Source organism: Pusillimonas sp. ANT_WB101, assembly GCF_008369125.1.
In the GTDB taxonomy this organism is placed as follows: Bacteria; Pseudomonadota; Gammaproteobacteria; order Burkholderiales; family Burkholderiaceae_B; genus Allopusillimonas.
Genome location: NZ_VOAY01000001.1, coordinates 66,053 through 83,639, shown reverse-complemented (window position 1 = coordinate 83,639; position 17,587 = coordinate 66,053). Strand labels below are relative to the sequence as shown.

General features: G+C 55.4%; 16 protein-coding genes. 5 read left to right on the top strand and 11 right to left on the bottom strand.

Annotated elements, in window-relative coordinates; translation table 11 throughout:
* Positions 1 to 16 precede the first annotated feature (16 nt).
* On the bottom strand, positions 17 to 535 hold the full coding sequence (locus tag FQ179_RS00345) for a pyridoxamine 5'-phosphate oxidase family protein (protein ID WP_149395307.1): 519 nt from the start codon (positions 533 to 535) through the stop codon (positions 17 to 19).
* 403 nt (positions 536 to 938) lie between these two features.
* Between FQ179_RS00345 and FQ179_RS00340 the strand changes: the two genes are divergently transcribed.
* On the top strand, positions 939 to 2,222 hold the full coding sequence (locus FQ179_RS00340; protein WP_149395306.1) for a serine hydrolase: 1,284 nt from the start codon (positions 939 to 941) through the stop codon (positions 2,220 to 2,222).
* A 431-nt stretch (positions 2,223 to 2,653) separates the two neighbouring features.
* Positions 2,654 to 3,862, top strand: a complete 1,209-nt coding sequence (locus FQ179_RS00335) for a PLP-dependent aspartate aminotransferase family protein (protein WP_149395305.1) — start codon at positions 2,654 to 2,656, stop codon at positions 3,860 to 3,862.
* Positions 3,863 to 4,119: 257 nt separating this feature from the next.
* Here FQ179_RS00335 and FQ179_RS00330 read toward each other — a convergent pair whose 3' ends face one another.
* Positions 4,120 to 5,646 carry a class I adenylate-forming enzyme family protein gene (locus tag FQ179_RS00330; protein ID WP_149395304.1) on the bottom strand — a complete coding sequence of 509 codons (1,527 nt, stop codon included), beginning with the start codon at positions 5,644 to 5,646 and terminating at the stop codon, positions 4,120 to 4,122.
* A 167-nt stretch (positions 5,647 to 5,813) separates the two neighbouring features.
* On the opposite strand from FQ179_RS00330, the gene FQ179_RS00325 reads away from it, so the two are divergent.
* Positions 5,814 to 6,377: a LuxR C-terminal-related transcriptional regulator gene (locus tag FQ179_RS00325; protein ID WP_149395303.1), complete on the top strand. Its 564-nt coding sequence runs from the start codon at positions 5,814 to 5,816 to the stop codon at positions 6,375 to 6,377.
* On the opposite strand, the gene FQ179_RS00320 is transcribed toward FQ179_RS00325, so the two are convergent.
* Entirely contained in the window at positions 6,374 to 7,165 is a 792-nt protein-coding gene (locus tag FQ179_RS00320; protein ID WP_188074464.1) for a helix-turn-helix domain-containing protein, read from the bottom strand. The two genes, FQ179_RS00325 and FQ179_RS00320, sit on opposite strands and share 4 nt — an antisense overlap.
* 247 nt (positions 7,166 to 7,412) lie before the next feature.
* Here FQ179_RS00320 and FQ179_RS00315 point away from each other — a divergent pair, with 247 nt between their 5' ends.
* Positions 7,413 to 8,603, top strand: a complete 1,191-nt coding sequence (locus FQ179_RS00315) for an MFS transporter (RefSeq protein ID WP_149396831.1) — start codon at positions 7,413 to 7,415, stop codon at positions 8,601 to 8,603.
* Here FQ179_RS00315 and FQ179_RS00310 read toward each other — a convergent pair.
* The 4 genes from FQ179_RS00310 to FQ179_RS00295 form a co-directional block, all read right to left on the bottom strand.
* Positions 8,593 to 9,357, bottom strand: coding sequence for an ATP-binding cassette domain-containing protein (locus FQ179_RS00310; protein WP_149395301.1), 765 nt, complete (start codon positions 9,355 to 9,357; stop codon positions 8,593 to 8,595). The two genes, FQ179_RS00315 and FQ179_RS00310, sit on opposite strands and share 11 nt — an antisense overlap.
* A gap of 6 nt (positions 9,358 to 9,363) precedes the next feature.
* Positions 9,364 to 10,311 carry a sugar ABC transporter substrate-binding protein gene (locus tag FQ179_RS00305; protein WP_149395300.1) on the bottom strand — a complete coding sequence of 316 codons (948 nt, stop codon included), beginning with the start codon at positions 10,309 to 10,311 and terminating at the stop codon, positions 9,364 to 9,366.
* Positions 10,312 to 10,372: 61 nt separating this feature from the next.
* Entirely contained in the window at positions 10,373 to 11,329 is a 957-nt protein-coding gene (locus FQ179_RS00300; protein WP_149395299.1) for an ABC transporter permease, read from the bottom strand.
* Positions 11,326 to 12,786, bottom strand: a complete 1,461-nt coding sequence (locus FQ179_RS00295) for an FGGY-family carbohydrate kinase (protein ID WP_149395298.1) — start codon at positions 12,784 to 12,786, stop codon at positions 11,326 to 11,328. The genes FQ179_RS00300 and FQ179_RS00295 overlap by 4 nt, the downstream gene beginning before the upstream one ends.
* 286 nt (positions 12,787 to 13,072) lie before the next feature.
* Between FQ179_RS00295 and FQ179_RS00290 the strand changes: the two genes are divergently transcribed.
* Complete coding sequence (locus FQ179_RS00290; RefSeq protein WP_149395297.1) at positions 13,073 to 13,579, top strand: GAF domain-containing protein; 507 nt, start codon at positions 13,073 to 13,075, stop codon at positions 13,577 to 13,579.
* A gap of 71 nt (positions 13,580 to 13,650) precedes the next feature.
* On the opposite strand, the gene FQ179_RS00285 is transcribed toward FQ179_RS00290, so the two are convergent.
* From FQ179_RS00285 to dctP, 4 genes are all read right to left on the bottom strand, one after another.
* A complete protein-coding gene (locus tag FQ179_RS00285) occupies positions 13,651 to 14,574 on the bottom strand; it encodes a ketopantoate reductase family protein (RefSeq protein ID WP_149395296.1) in 924 nt (307 codons plus the stop codon).
* A 69-nt stretch (positions 14,575 to 14,643) separates the two neighbouring features.
* Positions 14,644 to 15,954: a TRAP transporter large permease gene (locus FQ179_RS00280; protein WP_149395295.1), complete on the bottom strand. Its 1,311-nt coding sequence runs from the start codon at positions 15,952 to 15,954 to the stop codon at positions 14,644 to 14,646.
* On the bottom strand, positions 15,951 to 16,448 hold the full coding sequence (locus FQ179_RS00275) for a TRAP transporter small permease subunit (RefSeq protein WP_188074463.1): 498 nt from the start codon (positions 16,446 to 16,448) through the stop codon (positions 15,951 to 15,953). The genes FQ179_RS00280 and FQ179_RS00275 overlap by 4 nt, the downstream gene beginning before the upstream one ends.
* Before the next feature lie 24 nt (positions 16,449 to 16,472).
* On the bottom strand, positions 16,473 to 17,489 hold the full coding sequence (gene dctP / locus FQ179_RS00270; protein ID WP_149395293.1) for a TRAP transporter substrate-binding protein DctP: 1,017 nt from the start codon (positions 17,487 to 17,489) through the stop codon (positions 16,473 to 16,475).
* Positions 17,490 to 17,587 lie beyond the last annotated feature (98 nt).

The following is a 17,587-nucleotide window of genomic DNA, read 5'->3' as shown; positions in this document are numbered from 1 at the left end:
CAGAGCCCCACAACCACTAAGGAGTCAATCTTCCATGCGTTCCCAGCGTCGGCGGCTCATCTGAGAAGGCCGCTTTTGCTATCTTGAATAGTTGAACGAGCTTGCTTTCTTTTACGTTCCAGAACTCAGCCTGTTCGATTTCTACGCGTACGAGCGCTAAATCTGGATCGGTCACGCCTTGTGGAAACCACGCTTCATTCATCTTGGACCACAATCTCTGTTTCAGAGCCATATCCTCCACGAGGCGAGCATGGCCTGATACCGAAACGTATATATCATCGCCAGTATCCGCAAATGACACGTTCACAGAAGGCGATAAGCTAAATTCTGCAACCGTCTCGCTCGTTCGCGACATAAAAAACCACAGGTGTGTGGCGGCTTGGGCATTTTCTTTTTCATCATCAGGATCTTTCTGCACTGTCATGGGTCTGGAGGTGAGTACGCCCTGTGAGTTGACAGTCGTAAACATGGCGAAGCGTATATCTGAAATTAGCTCGTTGAGCTGCTGATGTGCTGGCTGCTGATTGTTGGTCATTTCTCATCCTAAGTTAATGCGCAAAGCTGCGGCTAAAGTTCAAGAGCAACTTTCGTTCCTGGGGTGCAGATGCAATTGGAGACAATTACCGTCGTCAAACACATCGGGAAACACCGCATACTAAGGATATGAGAAGGCTCAAAGATGCTGCAAGATAGAAGTTTGACGCCTTTCCTGGCACTCGCTACAACCAGGAGAACAGATAACCCAGTATGGCAAACCCTAAACAGGGGCGGTCGCGCTGTTGGACCTCGATAGCCACGAATTCGCACTCGAAGGGGGTAATGGCAAAAAAACTACCACTTATTGATGGCATGGCAAAGAAGGTTTTTGACTACGCCAAACAAGAAGATATCTGTTGATTTTCTATTCTTGGCATAACAGCCTTGCAGCGAGGTACAACATGTCTGAAGATCTGATTGCAGCAGTAAGCCAGCTAATGGCGCTCGGTACTGGACGCAAGGTCGCACAGGGAGAATCCAGAAAAACCAGCTTGAACAGGTTCAAGTTAGACTTTAAGAATATCCGTCCAGGCGAAATGCAGCAAAATATCGAGATCGCGACTGTGACCTCGTTGATGCGTCGAGCTTTCGAGGATTGGGCCGACGATCAGCAGCTCGAGAGCGGCAGCTTTGCCGTCCTACGTCGCGGCAACGTCGCGGGCGTTGCTTCCTATGGCGGTGAGTCGGCACGCAGCCGTAACGAGTTCGCCAGTTGCTCAAAGCTGATTACGGGGCTGGCTGTAGCCCAGCTCGTTCGCGCCGGCAAGCTCGGATGGGACACGACGATGGAACAGGTCTTTGGGCGCTTTTTCCGCATCGGGCTGCGACATCTGCGTGAGATCATTCAGCTGCGCGAACCCCGAGTCATTGATATCCTATCTCGATACACCGTGGACGAAAGACAGGTCGGCAAGCAAAAGGTCTTCGACGTCAAGGCAAAGCAAGTTGCCGGCAAGCTCCTGCCTCTTTCACACGTCGTTCCGGTTTTAGTCGCATTTCCAGCTTGGTTTCGCAACCTAACTGTCACGCAAGTAATGACCCACACCAGCGGCATACGCGGCGACCTCGGCGAGGGCAATCCCTACGACATCAGCATCGATGACCGCTTTGCGCTGATCGTCTTTTCTCAGCAGGCTGCGATGACCTACAGCTACGAGAACAACAACATGCTGGTACTCGGTAAGGTCGTCGAACAGCTCACTGCCCAGGGGTTTCGCGAGGCAGTACTCGACCTGGTGATGAAGCCCCTGGGCATCACGGACTTCGATACTGACAATCGCGGGCCGTATGCCGGTTGTTGGCTCTCCACGGCCAACTACGCGAAAATGATGCGCTATCTCGATCAGGATCTCGAACTGATGGGGGCCTTCGGTCCTGCCAGTTGGCCAATGGTATCGGGCTATAGCATCGGCACTCACATGTCGCGGTCAGTCGGCAGTTATGAGACAAGCCACAGCGGCGCCTGGACTTGGGGAGACAGTACCCGTAACGTCTCGTATGGCGCCAATCAGCAATACTGGCACGACGTCCGCACCGGCTATTTTGTGCGTTTCGCGAGGCTAGGGGCGGATACCTGGACGCTTAACAACCGCCTGCGCGCTATCGCCATCGACCCCAACATTCCCTCCTTCGACCTTTTGGAGATACTGGATGTTCTCAAGAAAGCCAGTGGCGGCGGAAGCTGACTCTCCAAGCAAATGCAGCTAACGTGATCAGTGCCCTTATTATCGATGGGACAACATTACCCCGCGATAATAAGGGATGGGCTTATCGGTTGTACGGAGGGTGGAGGTTGTCAGGACTCGATAGAGTCGACAAACAACAAGTCCACCTTTCTTTTTGAAGATGTATTAGCCATTTCGTTGACGTACATTCGCTCGACGACGGCATGCAGCTCAATGTCGTGCAATCGGCAGATGCGGGCATCATCGTGAACAACGACGAGCTTTACTACGACGCCTCGTGTTTTTCAGCTTTGGCTTATCTGACGTCGATTGGGCAATGAGAATCCGCAGGCGTATCATGGCTTACCAAGCTGGCTTCACAATCGTGACCGCCCTTAGTCTACTCATGGCCACCCATAACGTCATAACCCAATCTCTCTGGATTTCTTGAAATGAAAGATGCTGCGTCCTCCCCGTCTAAACCCAACACGCCCGCCTGGCACGAAGAGACAACTGTGCTTCACGGAGACGCGGCGATACTGGAGGGGTCTTCGGTTGTTCCGCCCATTTATTACAGCGCCACCTATCGTGCCGAAAGCGCCGAGGCGTTTTCCGAAATGGCCACAACGCCGCGCCACCACGCCTTTTACAGCCGCTACGGCAACCCCGTGCATGAGCACGTAGAAACCATATTGGCCCAACTTGAAGGCACAGAGACGGCCTTGCTGATGGGCTCGGGCATGGGTGCCATCAGCACCACAATTCTGGCGCTGGTGTCTAAGGGTGACCATGTGATTGCGCAGCAGCGCCACTATATGAGTACGTCCAAGCTGTTCGAAGAAATACTTCCACGCTTTGGCGTCGATTTCACAACCGTGGATCAGACCGACCCGCAAGCCTTCGCTGCCGCAATACGCCCCAACACGCGGCTAATCATGCTCGAAACACCCGTCAACCCGACGCTGTCCATCACTGATCTTGACGCTGTTGCCGCGATTGCCAAAAAGCACAACATCATCACAGTGGCCGACAACACCTTTGCCAATTCACTTAACCAGAAGCCGCACGCGCACGGTGTTGATGTCGTAGTGCACAGCGCCACCAAGTATTTTGGCGGCCACCATGACGTCACAGCGGGTGCTGTCTGCTGCAGCAATGCCCTGGCTGAAAAAATCTGGAGCATGCACACAACCTTGGGCTCGGTGCTCTCACCCATGGACGGGTGGCTGCTGCTGCGTGGCTTGCGCACCCTCTCGCTGCGAATGGAACGCATAAATGCCAACGCGCTGGCAGTGGCGCAATGGCTGGAGCAACAGCCGGGCATTGAGCGGGTTTTATACCCAGGCCTCGAGAGCCACCCACAGCACACGCTGGCCTGCCGTCAGATGAAAGGCTTTGGTGCCGTCATCGCCTTTTCGGTAAAAGGCGATTTTGAAGCGACCAGCCGGTTTGTATCGTCATTAAAGCTGGCAACACAGGCCGTCAGCCTGGGCGGTGTAGAAACACTGGTGGTGCACACCGCCGCTATGTGGGCCGGCACCATGACAGGCGCGCAAATGGAAACCGCCGGCATTGAAAGCAACACGGTGCGGATGTCAGTCGGTGTGGAACACATTGACGATCTGAAAGCGGATCTCGATGCCGGCCTGAGCGCACTGTAACCCTTGCGTTCAAATATCGCGAGCTGGCTGTCACCGCTGCCACTTCGCGAAAGCCTGCAACAGCCACACCAAAAACCGGTGTGGCTGTCGCTTACTTACCCAGCATGTTTTCAGGAAGCTAGGTGACCAGCACCGGCACCGAGACAAAAACTATGCAGGGAAACGGCAAGCGCCGTAATTGCACGCCAGCGCCTCTTCATCGGTGAACAACTCTTCAGCTGCGCTCAAAGAATGACGACGGGCGTTTACCCGCCCTCTTATACAGGCTCCCTGGCCTTTTCCCGCAATACGGTTTTCAACACCTTCCCGTAACTATTCTTTGGAAGTTCGGGGCAAAACAGGTAGCGTTTGGGTTTTTTGAATGAGGCCATTTCCGCCTTGCACCATGCTTCCAGCACCGCACCGTCAAGCTGAGCGCCGCTAGATGCCACTACAAAGGCAACCACTTCTTCCCCCCAGTCTGCGTGTGGACTGCCCACGACAGCAGCCTCGAAAACATGGGGATGGCGCAGCAACACCTCTTCGACTTCGCGTGGATAAATATTGGAGCCACCCGAAATAATCACGTCTTTAGAGCGGTCAGTTAGTGTCAAGAACCCTGCCTCGTCGAGAAAGCCGATATCACCCGTACGCAACCAGCCATCGACCAGCGTATCTTGCGTGGCTTCACTGTTACGCCAGTACCCCTGCATAACAGTAATCCCGCGCACCAACACCTCGCCGTGCGTACCTGTGGGCACATCACACAACGTGTCATTCACAATTCGCACTTCAATACACGCTTGTGGGATACCCACTGATGCAAGACGCTTATGCCACTGTGGATGCGCACGATCAGCAATGATTTCACGTCGCATCGCCGTAATCGTCATCGGGCTTTCACCCTGCCCGTATATCTGCATAAATTTGGGGCCAAAGACGTCGAGGGCCTCGACAAAGTCAGCCGCATACATGGGCGCGCCGCCGCACACAATCGACTTTATGCCTTCTCCATCAGACCCTGCAGCCTTTGCCACACTGATCAGGCGTTTGACCATGGTAGGTGCGGCAAACATCGACAACCCGCCGAGTCGTTTGCCAAGATCAAGTATCTCGACACTATCGAAACCACGTGACTCAGGCACGACATGGCGAGCGCCAAGCCGCACAAAAACAAAGTTATACAAACCCGCGCCATGTGACATGGGCGCTGCATACAAAATGGCGTCGTCGATGCTGACGTTGTCGACATCAACCGTGTAGCACAGCGACATCGCCACCAGATTGTCATGCGTGAGCATCACACCCTTGGGTCGGCCAGTCGTGCCTGATGTATAAAACAGCCAGGCCAGTGTGTGAGGTGCCAGAGCGGCTGGTGCAATCAACATCTTTTTGCATTCAAGCATGGCGCGAACGGTAGACGTGTCAACACCCAGTTCCATACACCCTTCGGGCATTCCAACCTCCGACATGGACTGCCCTTGGTCACTGAACAACAACGAGGCTTGCGCGTTTTCAGCAATCCATGCCGCCTCTTTGGCGTGTAGCTTGTAATTGATAGGGACCACCACAGCACCTGCCCACCAGACTGCATACATGAGTACAAGCAGCTCTATGCGATTAGGCATGTAGAGGGCAATGCGATCCCCCTGTTGTATGCCGTAATCACGCTGCAGGCTTTCGGCCAGACCACTGGCTTGTGCAGCAAACTGACGGTAGTCTGCCTTGAGCTCGCTGCCACTGAACAATGCCGGCGCATCGGGTGTAAGCAGCGCTCGCGCCTGTAACCACTGTGCAATATTCATGGTCGCTTACGCCCGCTCGGCGTTAATAGGTGACCACTGCCTACAATCGATACGGTATGCGGTGCCATGAATGTCTCCTTGCATTTGTTTTTTTTATAATCGCCCGGTAGCATACGTATGTCTATGCGTGCAACTACGTAACCACGTACGTATTATTAGGGAAAACCATGCTTGAATCCAACCTCGAAGAACTCGCCTTTCGAGAATCGCCCGCTCCGCAAATCATCACCCAGAACCGCACCATTCTTCGCTGCAACAAAGCATTTGCCACGCTGTTCGGCTATCAGGTGCAAGATCTGGAAGGCGAGTTGATCCTCAAGCTCTACCCAAGCAGTGCCGACTATTACCAGATCGGCGAGCGATGTCTGCGGGCTCTAAGCACCATGACCACGTATGAAGACGAACGCTTTATGCAGCACAGCGACAGGCAGATTTTCTGGGCACGAGCGCGAGGGGTCACCCTGACCCCCGAAGAACCCTTCAGCTTGATGATATGGAGTTTTGAACGCATCCATCACAACCAGACCAAAACGGCTGATCTCACCAGGCGCGAGCAAGAAATTTCAGGCTATATCGTCAATGGGTTAACGTGCAAAGAGACAGCCCAGGTACTGGGCATTTCGCATAGAACGGTAGAGGTACACCGAGCACGACTCATGAAAAAACTGGGCGCCAAAAATACCGCCGAACTCGTCTCCAAGATTGTCATGGTGACGACGCCCGAGCATTAAGCTGGCAAGCTGAGGCGGTCCTGTACCGCATGGCGCGCATAGGCGCTCGGCGGCTTGCCGGTCTCTTTGCGGAACATCGCCGAAAACGCCGACGAGCTTTCATAACCCATATCCAGTGCAATACGCGTCACGCTATCGCCCAACGTGAGCCGGGAGATGGCGACGAAGACGCAAGCCTTTCGGCGCCACTCCATAAAGCTCAACCCGGTTCCCGCCAGAAACCGCCGGTAAAACGTGCGTTCGCTGACATGCAGTACTTGTGCCCACTGCGACGGGGTAACTGTCTGCATAGGTGCTGCAAAAAACGCATTGCACAGCGCCGCCAGTTGGCTGTCATGCGGCATGGGCAAATGAAACGGTGCGGCCGGCGATTGGCAGGCCTCGAGCAACAGCAAGCGCATGAGCATGCCGTCTCGCTGCCGGGTGTCGTATAACACGGGCACCTGGGCTGCTGCGTCAATCAACGCCCGTAGCAAAGGCGAAACTTCGATCACCTGACAGGCTTGCGGGGCATTGCGCAATGCATTCAAACGAAAATAAAGACTGCGCGTGGTTACCCTGGTCGTACGCAATTGATGCCGTATTCCCGCAGGTATCCACAAAGCGAACCCGGGAGGAACAATCCACGTGCCTGCGTCAGTCTCCAGACGCATGATGCCGCTGATCGCATGCAGCAGTTGTACGCGCTTGTGTGTGTGAGTGGCCACCACATGGCCATCGGGATAACTTGACTCCACAACCACGACATCGCGGTCGGCTTGTTCAAGCAGGTCTATCGTATGAGGCATGGGCTGGCCGAAATTCGCTGATGAATGTCTCATATTCTAACGACAGCCAACTCGTACGCGTCTATATTTTGTGTTTAAGTCTTTGAAATTTAAAATTTCATTGCTACACCCTTTCAGGCCGTCGGCCACCCGCAACATGAATCCAGCCACAGCAACAATCCCCCCTTCCCCCAACTCCGACGCGCAAGACCTGCACGCCCCACTGGTTGAGGCCGGCGCGCCGCTGGCCGATCCGGTAGCGCCCAACATGCCGGCGAGCAGCCAGGACACTGGTGTGGTCTACAAAATCCTGGCAGCCATCAGCGTTTCCCATCTGCTCAATGACATGATGCAATCGGTGCTGCTGGCTCTGTACCCCGTGCTCAAAGGCAGTTTTTCGCTTAGCTTCGCGCAGATTGGCATAATTACCCTAGCTTTCCAGTTTTCATCTTCGCTGCTTCAGCCGCTGATCGGCGCGTTTACAGACAAGAGGCCCAAGCCCTACTCGCTGCCTATCGGCATGGGGTTCACCTTTTCAGGCCTGCTGCTTCTTTCACAGGCGTGGAATTTTCCCAGCGTTGTAGCGGCGGCAGCCTTGATTGGCATGGGCTCCTCGGTCTTTCACCCTGAATCTTCACGCGTGGCGCGTATGGCGTCGGCGGGCCAGCACGGTCTGGCCCAATCTATTTTTCAGGTTGGCGGCAATATTGGATCTTCGTTGGGCCCACTGCTGGCAGCGCTCATTATCGTGCCGCTGGGCCAGGGCAGTGTTGCCTGGTTCTCGCTGGCCGCGTTGGTCGCCATGCTAATCCTCATGCGGGTCAGCCGCTGGTATGCCGCCAACGTAAACACGGTGCGTGGCCGTTCCAGCCTTGGTCGCACAGAAACAGGGTTGAGCAGACGGCAGGTCATGGGCGCGCTGGGCGTACTGCTGATTCTGATTTTTTCCAAATACTTCTACTTGGCTGGCCTGAACAGCTACCTGACGTTTTATCTTATGGACCGATTCGGCCTGACCATACAGAACGCACAGTACTGTCTTTTCGTGTTTCTTTTTGCCGTGGCCTTGGGCACCCTGGTTGGTGGGCCTGTGGGCGACCGCATCGGTCGCAAACGCGTAATCTGGGGCTCCATTCTGGGCGCCGCCCCCTTTGCACTCGCCTTACCCTATGCCAACCTGACCTGGACCATTGTGCTTATCTTTATTATCGGCCTGGTCATCGCCTCGGCGTTCTCGGCCATTCTGGTCTATGCGCAAGAACTGGTACCCGGCAAAACCGGCATGATCTCTGGCCTGTTCTTCGGGCTGGCCTTTGGCATGGCCGGTATTGGCGCAGCCGCTCTGGGCAACCTGGCCGACGCAACAAGCATAGAGTTCGTTTACAAGGTGTGTTCCTTCTTGCCGATTCTGGGGTTTGCCGCCTTTCTGTTGCCCGAACGACGACGGGTCAGGCAGTAGCCGGCAGCTGCGGCCATTGCCCTGTCATGATGGCCTGCGCCAGTGATGCTGGACGCAGGCCCAGCACTGGGCCTTGCGCTGCAACCCTGCCCGCCTTGAGGATAACCACACGGTCGGCGACGTGCACAACATCTTCCATGTTGTGGCTTATCAGCAATACGGTCACGCCTTCGCTCTTGAGTTGCTGTATCAAGGCCAGGACTCTTGCCGTTTCCTTGACGCCCAGCGCCGCGGTGGGTTCGTCCATGATGACGATACGGGCCTGCCAGCGCAAAGCACGGGCAATTGCCACTGCCTGTCGCTGCCCGCCGGAAAAATCCGACACCGGACGATCCACATCATCAATATCCTGATTCAACCGCTCAAGATAGTGTGCTGTCTGCGCTCGCATGCAACGCTTATCGAGCACGGACAGCCCTGGCAAGACTCGGCGCCGCAACTCCGCCCCCAGAAATACGTTCTGCCATACAGTCAGGCGAGGTGCCAGGGCCAAATCCTGGTAAATCGTAGCCACGCCGTTGGATAGCGCGTCATGCGGAGAGGCCCAGCGTACCGCACGCCCGGAAAGCAACAACTGGCCTGACGTCATAGGATGAGCGCCAGACACCACCTTGATCAGCGTGCTTTTACCCGCGCCGTTGTCGCCGCAGATAGCTAGCACTTCGCCCTCATAGACATCCACATCAACGCCGCGCAAAGCCTGTACTGCACCGTAGTGCTTGGTAAGCTGCCGCAATTCCAGGATTTTATTCACAACGAGTCAGTTCTTGAGAAAATCTTTCACATTGTCCGCATCGACCAGTTCGGCGTCCAAGTAGAGATATGGACCGTGAACGACCTTGTTCAGCGCGACTTTTTGGACAGCGACTGCATCAATGACATCGACCGCTTTGACGCCCATCTTCTCGAAGGGAATCATTACCGTCGCCATCATGAGCGATGCCGGATCGGCAATTCGACGATAGGTTTCCGGTCCGCCATCTATGCTGACCAGCACCGGCTTGCCTTTCTTGGCGCCCTGCTGCTGAAGAATGTCATCAATGATATAAGCCTGCGCATCAAAAGATGCCCAGATACCATCGACCTTGCCCTGGTTCTTGAGCAGCAAGGCGTTCATGCCAGCCTGAACATCGTCGCGCCAAGAGGCCGTGCGCGCCATGGTATGGGAACCGACCTGCTTGACCGCCGGATTCTCGCTCAGCACAACGTCCAAAATTTTGCCGCGAATTCGGGTGCCAACATTGCCTTCGAAGCGCTGCGTCAGAATGTTGCCCTGATAGTTCAAGTGATCCAGTAGATACAGAGCAGCCTGTGCGCCTGCAGAGTATTCATTGACGGCGACATCTACCAATGCATCAGAACTGGTGCCACTCATGACGGTGACCAGCGCAATGCCAGCCTCTTTGGCCTGCTTAAACTGTTCCTGCGCTTGCAGGGGCTTGCCCATGGCCACAATGATGCCGTCCGGCTTGCTCAAGATCAGGTTGTTCAACTGGTTGATATGTGTCGACATATCTCCCTTGCTGTTTAGCACTTGCACGTCCCAGCCCTTAGCTTCGGCTTGCGCTTTGGCGGCATTGACCACGCGCGCATGGGTTTCGGACGACATCTGGAAGCCGACAATGGCCAGTTTGGTGGCATGGGCTGCACCAGCACAACCTATGGACAGCGCCGTAGCGGCAAGAAGACGGAAAAGAGAAGTGCGCATGGTTTTCCCTGTAATAGGAGGTTGTCTTGATAAGAGTTGGAACAGTCTGACGACACAAGGTCTAGATGGAAAAGGCAGCCTTCTTGAGAACGGATGAAGAAAGCGCGACCGAGACCACAATGATGACACCTAGAAGAATATCCTGAAAGTAATACTGGACACCCATGAGAACCAGCCCATTGCCCAACATACCTATGATCATGGCGCCGAAAAGCGTGCCCGGCACATTGGCACGGCCCGGCTCGAACATGGTCATGCCGAGCAATACAGCCGCGATGGCCGTGAGCATCAGGTCGGCGGCAGAGTTAGGTGCAGCTGACGCCAGACTCGATGTCATGAGTACTGCCGTCAGACCCGCCGCTAGCCCCGACAATGTCAGGCCAATGATTTTGATCGCCCGCACATTCACGCCCGCCAGTCTGGCTGCCTCCGTGGCTTCGCCCACTGCCAACATACGGAATCCAAGCCGCGTTTGTTTGAGCATAAACCAGGCCAGTACATTGACGACCAGCAACCCAACAATCAGCGTCGGTATGCCGAAAAGGAAACCCCGGCCCAGCCACAGGAAACGCGGATCCCACTGGCCGACAAAGGCCACGCCTTCGGTCACCATAAACGAAAAGCCATTGGCCACCGATGCGGTGGCCAGCGTGGCGATCAAAGAGGGAATGCGCAAGAACGTGACGAGCAGACCGTTGAGCAGGCCCGCACCAACACCAACCACCAGCCCCGCCGCCACGGCCACCTCGGGTGAATGCCCATTGTGGATGAACCAGCCAACGCAAACAGCGCAAAGACTGCACACATTGGCAAAGGACAGATCAAGCTCGGACACGAGCAACGCCAGCGAGAACCCCAGCCCAAGGATAGCCATGAAGCTGATCTGTTTGACGATGTTAGAAAGATTGAGGATGGAAAGAAAGTTGGGTGCCGCCAACGCAAAAAAGACGAACAGGGCAATACCTGCAATACAGGTGCCATAACGGCTCAACCAGGTGTGAAACTGCGTGGTGCTCATGATAGAGAAACATCCCTGCTCAACATCGATGAAAAAGCGGCAGCCTTGGATTTAAAATAGGCGGCACGTTCCCTTCGGGGCAAAATGCGGCTGTGGCCCGCCGCCACGACGCTTTGCGCCGCAGCGATGCTATCGTACCGCCCCGTCGCAACGCCTGCCGCTAGCGCGGCGCCGGCCAGCGCCGTTTCTTCAGCCACGCATAATTCTATGGGCATATCGAAACCGTCAGCGCGCGCCTGAACCCATTGCGACAATTGTGCCCCGCCTCCACTCATATGCAGCACTGCATCGGGCCCACGTACTTGCATGACGTCTAGCGCCAGCCTGTGCGCCAACACCAGCCCTTCAACCAACGCCTGCGCCATGTCGGCCCGAACGTGATGAGATTTTACGCCGTGGAAACTGGCAGAAAGTGTATCGTTCCACAAAGGCATGCGTTCGCCCGACAAATAGGGAAGACAGAGCGGCACATCGTTCGCGCTCGAGGCTTGCGCGGCAGCAAGCGTGTCAGCCGGATCATCGCTGCCCAGAAAGGCGCGTGCAAACCAGGCCAGAGAGCCCATGCCCGTCTGGCACGGGCCGCCGGTTTGCCAAAGTGTATCGGTCCAGGGCATGGACACCATGCCTTTAACTGGGCGTGGCCGAACGCTGAACGTGCCCAGCACTTGAGTAGTGCCCGAAATATCGTAGACGCCGCCATCGAGCATGGCACCCATACCCAGACAGGATGACCAAGTATCGAAACTGCCAACGACGACGGGCACACCTTGCAAACCACTGCAAGTGGCCACGCCCAGCACACTGACTGGTGAGGCAGGAGACGGAACCACCGACTTGCGGAGACCAAGTCGACCCAGCACGTCGAACAAACAGGTATCGCCGCCATGCCCGGACACAATGCGGCCGTACGCCACAGTGTCTGTCACGAGCCGCCCGGTGAGACGACTGTTCAGCCAGTCTTTAATCTCGGCCATGGCCTGAGGCAACACACCATCATGATCCTGCGCAAACTGCAGCACGCGCGACAGGGGATGGAAAGCACCATACCCAGCGCTGCTGCCCGCTACGCCATAGGCTTGGGCTACACAGTCGCCATGCTGCGCGCCAGCGGGGTCATTCCAGAGCATGACCGGCCCGCAAGGTTGACCCTGACCATCTAGAAACACATGGGTTCGCGTCGCCCCGGTAATTGCAATGGCCAGTGCCTTACCTTGCCCGGCCTTACCGTGTAGTTGAAGTAGCATGGCGAGTACGGCCTGCCACACAGTTTCGGCATCCAGCGCAGTGGCACCTCGCAAGGGCGACGCAACGCGGTCGATATAAAGAAGGCTACCATCAGCACGCGCAAGGCCGCCCTTGAGCCAGGTCGAGCCCAAGTCCAGCACCAGAATCACTTCATGGTCTCCGTCCCTCACGCCGTCGCTCACGCAGGCCGCTGCATCGCCGGCATTTATCATTGCGGTCTATCCCTCTAATGCCAAAGCTGACGATTTTAACGTCTGCCGCCCACAAGCATTGCAACGGGCCGACGTTACCGCGCCGATCAACCGTCGCCACAGGCCTACACCCCAACCAAGCCACAACCGCTTATATGCCGAACAAAGGCCTCTTCCATCGTAGAGGCCTTCGCCAGCGAAATAAATTCACGCACAGACTTCAGCAGGCTGGCCCAACATCTATCGTTTAAAGATACTCTCTACAATATTGACATCAAATTCGACATCCGCACTCCAGGACTCACAGATGTTCCATATCGAATCACAGCAATACGACAACAAGTCACAGCATTACGCCGACCTGCTGCTGCAAGCTCGCGGCCTGCTGCTTGGCGAACATGACCTGATCGCCAACGCCGCCAACTTTAGTGCATTAATTTTCAACAGCCTACCCAAACTAAATTGGGCTGGCTTTTATCTTTTCGACGGTAAAGAACTCGTGGTCGGCCCCTTCCAGGGCAAACCCGCCTGCGTACGTATCCCGCTCGGTTCAGGCGTGTGCGGTACCGCAGCGAATAAACGTCAGACTCAGGTCGTAGCCGATGTAAACGCCTTTGCCGGCCACATTGCCTGCGATGCCGCATCACAGTCTGAAATCGTCGTGCCGCTGATCAAGACCGACGGCACGCTGCTGGGCGTGTGGGATTGCGACAGCTTCGTTACTGATCGCTTTGATGAAGATGACCGCCAGGGCATGGAGGCGCTATGCGCGTGTTATATGAGCAGCCTTGAGGGTGCGGCAGCCAAGGGCTGAGTACTGGTTAATGAAAAAAGGCGTAACGTTTTAAGAGCGCGTCCAGTCCCCAGGTCATCGCACGCTGACACCTACAACAAACTTTCTTTTGCCCTAACCAGCGCCACCACCACATCATTGACAGGCGTCGGCACATTCAGCTCCGCACCCAAACGGCTAATGGCGCCGTTGATGGCGTCGATCTCGCCATACCGGCCGGCTTGCGAGTCTAACAGCATGGAAGGCTTGGCATTGGGGATTTTGCCACCCAAGTTTTTTACATGCGCTATGGGGTCGTCAAAGCCCAGCACCACGCCCATCGCCTTGGATACCGCCACGGCTTCTTCCGAGCAGGCGCGCGCCACGCTCCAGGCATGCGGGTTATCAATGATCTGTCCGATAGTCAGGCCTGTCACGCACGACGTGCCCGAGTACGCCACATTCATGATCAACTTTTGCCACACCATGCTTTTTACATCGTCGTGGATCTTAACGTCGAAGCCTGAACCACGCCATATATCTGCAGCACCCTCAAACAAATCATTCGCAACATTGCCATACTTGCCGAACCACGTCACCTCAAGCCCATTATGGTGAGCGTGACCCGGCTCGGGTACGGACGCGCCATAGCCGCCGACCACGCCCACCACCATCTGATCAACAGGCAACACCTGTGCCGCCCGCTCGGGCGACCCTACGCCGTTCTGTATAGTTTGAATCACCGTACGCGGACCGACCAGCGGCAACGCCGCTGTAGCGGCAGCCAGCACGTCGAATGCCTTGGTGGAAATGATCACCAGATCGCAATGACCGATGCCGTCTGTGGTGGTGGACACGCTGGCCAGCGCGACAGTTCTGTCGCCGCTCTTACCTGTTACGTGCAGGCCTTTTGCCCGGATCGCCGCCACGTGATCGGGCCACAAGGTAATGCCGTGAACCTCGTGACCGGCAGATGCCATCAAGCCTGCATAAACCGACCCCATCGCACCACAACCCACAATCGCTACCTTGGCCATTTCACTCCTTTGCTTTACAGAATACTGTGTCGCAGATGCCGATGACGCATGCATCATCGGCAACCGGTGTTATTTCAATTGCTGGGGTAAATACGTCGCCAATTCAGGAAATACGCCCACCAGCACCAATACAATCGCCATGATGAGCACATAAGGCATCGTGCCGGCAATAATCTTCGTCAGCGGCACATCCTCCACCACCCCTTGGACGACAAACAGGTTCAGACCCACAGGCGGTGTAATCAATGCCATCTCCATATTAATGACCATGATAATACCGAACCAGAGAGGGTCCCAGCCCAGCGCCATAATGATAGGAATGAGTATGGGCGCGGTGATCACGATGATGGACAGTGTCTCCATGAAGCAGCCCAAGAACACCAGCAACAGGTTGATGGTGATGAAAGCGACCCACGGCGGAACGTCGAGATCGGCCACCACGCGCGAAAGCGTCGGTGCCACGTTGCTTGTCGTCATTGCGTATCCAAAAAGCATCGCACCGGCGATGATCATCAGCACCATGACACTGCCCTTGGCCGACTCTCGACATATCAATACCATCTTGGCCCAGGAAAGCTCCCGATAAATCACCGCTGACAACAACAAGCTTGCGATCACGCCAAGCGCCGCAGCTTCAGTAGGCGTGGCAATACCTTTATAAATAGTACCCAGAATGATCCAAATCAGAACCGCCACCGGCACGATGTGCTTCAACGCATTAAGACGATGACGCAGCGTAACGTGTTCACTCACAACAACGGGAAGACGTTTCAATTCGCGCCGGGCAATCCACACCTGATAGGCAACAAAGGCAAGCGCCATGAGGATGCCCGGAACAATGCCTGCAATGAACAGCGCCCCGATTGATTCCTGGGCGATGATGCCATAGACAATCAACGGAATGCTTGGTGGAATCAGAATACCCAGCGTGCCTCCTGCGGCAACCGCTCCGCAGGCAGTCTCATCTTTGTAGCCAAAACGGCGCATCTCCAGCACGGAAAACCGCCCGATAGCGCCGGCAGTGGCGACACTGGAGCCTGACACGGCAGCCATAATCGTACAGGCCAGCGTAGTGGCCACGGTCAGCCCGCCCGGGACCCCATGCATCAATGTCGCCAGAGCCCCATAAAGACGCGCCCCCATTCCTGATGCCGAGATAATCGCACCCATCAGAATAAAAAGCGGAACAGCAGTCAACGTAAAACTGGCGACGGACGACCATAATGTAGGCGCGACCAACCCAAGCGCATCAAGCCCGCCACCCAGGATAGTAAGAGACCCTAAACCGACGGCGATCAAGGCAAAGGCGACGGGAATCCCAATTAGCAAGGCACCCAGCAGCGCGACAAACATCGCCAGCCCTATCCACAACTCAATCATGCAATGTCCTTGTCATTCTCGCAATGGCAAAACTTCCCGGCTATTTGGACGATCAAAACAAGCAGCAGCCAGGCCATGCCCACGAAAAAGGACAGATAGGGAATCCACAGTTTGATGGAAAAAATCGTATCCGAGACCTCGTTACTAGCCCAGGCTTCCAGAAAAAACCCGAAGCTAAGCCAGGTCAAGGTTGAGATGATCAGCACCATGCATAGATCGGCAATGGCCACTACGATGGCGCGGGGACGCGCGGACAGCTTCTGCACCAGCATGTCGACGCTGACGTGGGCGCCTTCCCTGAGTGCGTACGCTGCACCCATGAAAGCGATATAACCCATCAGGTATACCGTTACCTCAGATATCCACGAATTCGTCATGCGGAACAAGCTTCGCGCAATGACGTCGTAGGCCACAAGCAGGCCAATCAGGAAGGTGGCCACGCCCACCGAGATCCCCGAGATATCAACGAGCCTACCGAAAATGCCGCGTCGCAAGTGGCCTCTGCTGCCCACGCCCATTTATTTGTACAAAGCGAGAATTTCATCCAACAAGGCGGCGTCGGATGGATTGTCTTCCTTAAACTTTGTGAAGGCATATTTCTCGAAGAGAGCGTGCCACTGGTTCCAGTCTTCAAGCGTCATCTGTTGCACGGCTACGCCGTTACTGGCAAACAGCTTGGCAACGCGGGAGTCTTCGTTCTTCGCCCCTTCCAATGCTGACTGCTCCAGGCTTTTTCCAACCTCTGAAAGTATCTGCTGCTGGTCAGGGGTCAGCTTGTTCCAAGTTTTCATGCTGATCGCGATAGGATCAATGGTGTAGTAGATGCTGTATTCTTCCGGCGAAACGTAAAACTTGCTCACTTCATAAAGTCGGTAGGCGCCAAATGAGCTGGACGAAGTCCATACTGCGTCGAGCAGCCCCATTTGCATGGCGCTGTAGTTTTCCGAAGAGGGCATGGACACCGTGCTGGCCTTGGCCTGCTGCAGAGCGTACGACATATACTTGCCCGCCGCACGCACCTTCTCGCCGGCCACATCTGCCGATGACACGATGGGTTTCTTGGTCGACGCCACACCTCCTGAGATCTGTATCCAGGACAATGTTTTGAATCCGTAGGCTTCGGCCTTGGCTTCAATTTTCTGCCACGGCGCCGTCGTCCGGAAGTTGAAGACGTCATCATGTGATTTCCACACGCCAGGCATCAACAGAAGGTTCATCTCGGGGATGGCGCCTGCGGCATAGATATAGGGATAAATAGCGAGGTCCACAGCACCGTTTTTCAGGGCCGTATGCGTATTACTGGCCTTGACCAGCGACTCGGCAGGAAAAAACTGGATCTTGATATCGCCATTGCTACGTTTTTCGACTTCCTGCGCAAACTTGATGGCCGTGGCGATTACGTAATCCGATTCGGCCTGCGGCCACTGATGGGCCAATTTCAAGGTTACTGCCTTGGCCGATGCGGGCGTTGCCATACATACTCCCACGCCGACAGCTACCCCAAGTGCCACAATCCGTTTCTTGCTCGCATCCATGTCTGTCTCCAATTTTATGATTTTTCCGTGCATTTATTCTGCATACGGAATTATTATTGATTTTTATTTTACCTTTAGAATTTTCATACATGCAATAT

Excerpts from the sequence above, each read along its gene's own strand:
- FQ179_RS00345 (WP_149395307.1), bottom strand. The coding sequence starts at position 535 with ATGACCAACAATCAGCAGCCAGCACATCAGCAGCTCAACGAGCTAATT.
- FQ179_RS00340 (WP_149395306.1), top strand. The coding sequence starts at position 939 with ATGTCTGAAGATCTGATTGCAGCAGTAAGCCAGCTAATGGCGCTCGGT.
- FQ179_RS00335 (WP_149395305.1), top strand. The coding sequence starts at position 2,654 with ATGAAAGATGCTGCGTCCTCCCCGTCTAAACCCAACACGCCCGCCTGG.
- FQ179_RS00330 (WP_149395304.1), bottom strand. The coding sequence starts at position 5,646 with ATGAATATTGCACAGTGGTTACAGGCGCGAGCGCTGCTTACACCCGAT.
- FQ179_RS00325 (WP_149395303.1), top strand. The coding sequence starts at position 5,814 with ATGCTTGAATCCAACCTCGAAGAACTCGCCTTTCGAGAATCGCCCGCT.
- FQ179_RS00320 (WP_188074464.1), bottom strand. The coding sequence starts at position 7,165 with ATGCCTCATACGATAGACCTGCTTGAACAAGCCGACCGCGATGTCGTG.
- FQ179_RS00315 (WP_149396831.1), top strand. The coding sequence starts at position 7,413 with ATGCCGGCGAGCAGCCAGGACACTGGTGTGGTCTACAAAATCCTGGCA.
- FQ179_RS00305 (WP_149395300.1), bottom strand. The coding sequence starts at position 10,311 with ATGCGCACTTCTCTTTTCCGTCTTCTTGCCGCTACGGCGCTGTCCATA.
- FQ179_RS00300 (WP_149395299.1), bottom strand. The coding sequence starts at position 11,329 with ATGAGCACCACGCAGTTTCACACCTGGTTGAGCCGTTATGGCACCTGT.
- FQ179_RS00295 (WP_149395298.1), bottom strand. The coding sequence starts at position 12,786 with ATGATAAATGCCGGCGATGCAGCGGCCTGCGTGAGCGACGGCGTGAGG.
- FQ179_RS00290 (WP_149395297.1), top strand. The coding sequence starts at position 13,073 with ATGTTCCATATCGAATCACAGCAATACGACAACAAGTCACAGCATTAC.
- FQ179_RS00285 (WP_149395296.1), bottom strand. The coding sequence starts at position 14,574 with ATGGCCAAGGTAGCGATTGTGGGTTGTGGTGCGATGGGGTCGGTTTAT.
- FQ179_RS00280 (WP_149395295.1), bottom strand. The coding sequence starts at position 15,954 with ATGATTGAGTTGTGGATAGGGCTGGCGATGTTTGTCGCGCTGCTGGGT.
- dctP (WP_149395293.1), bottom strand. The coding sequence starts at position 17,489 with ATGGATGCGAGCAAGAAACGGATTGTGGCACTTGGGGTAGCTGTCGGC.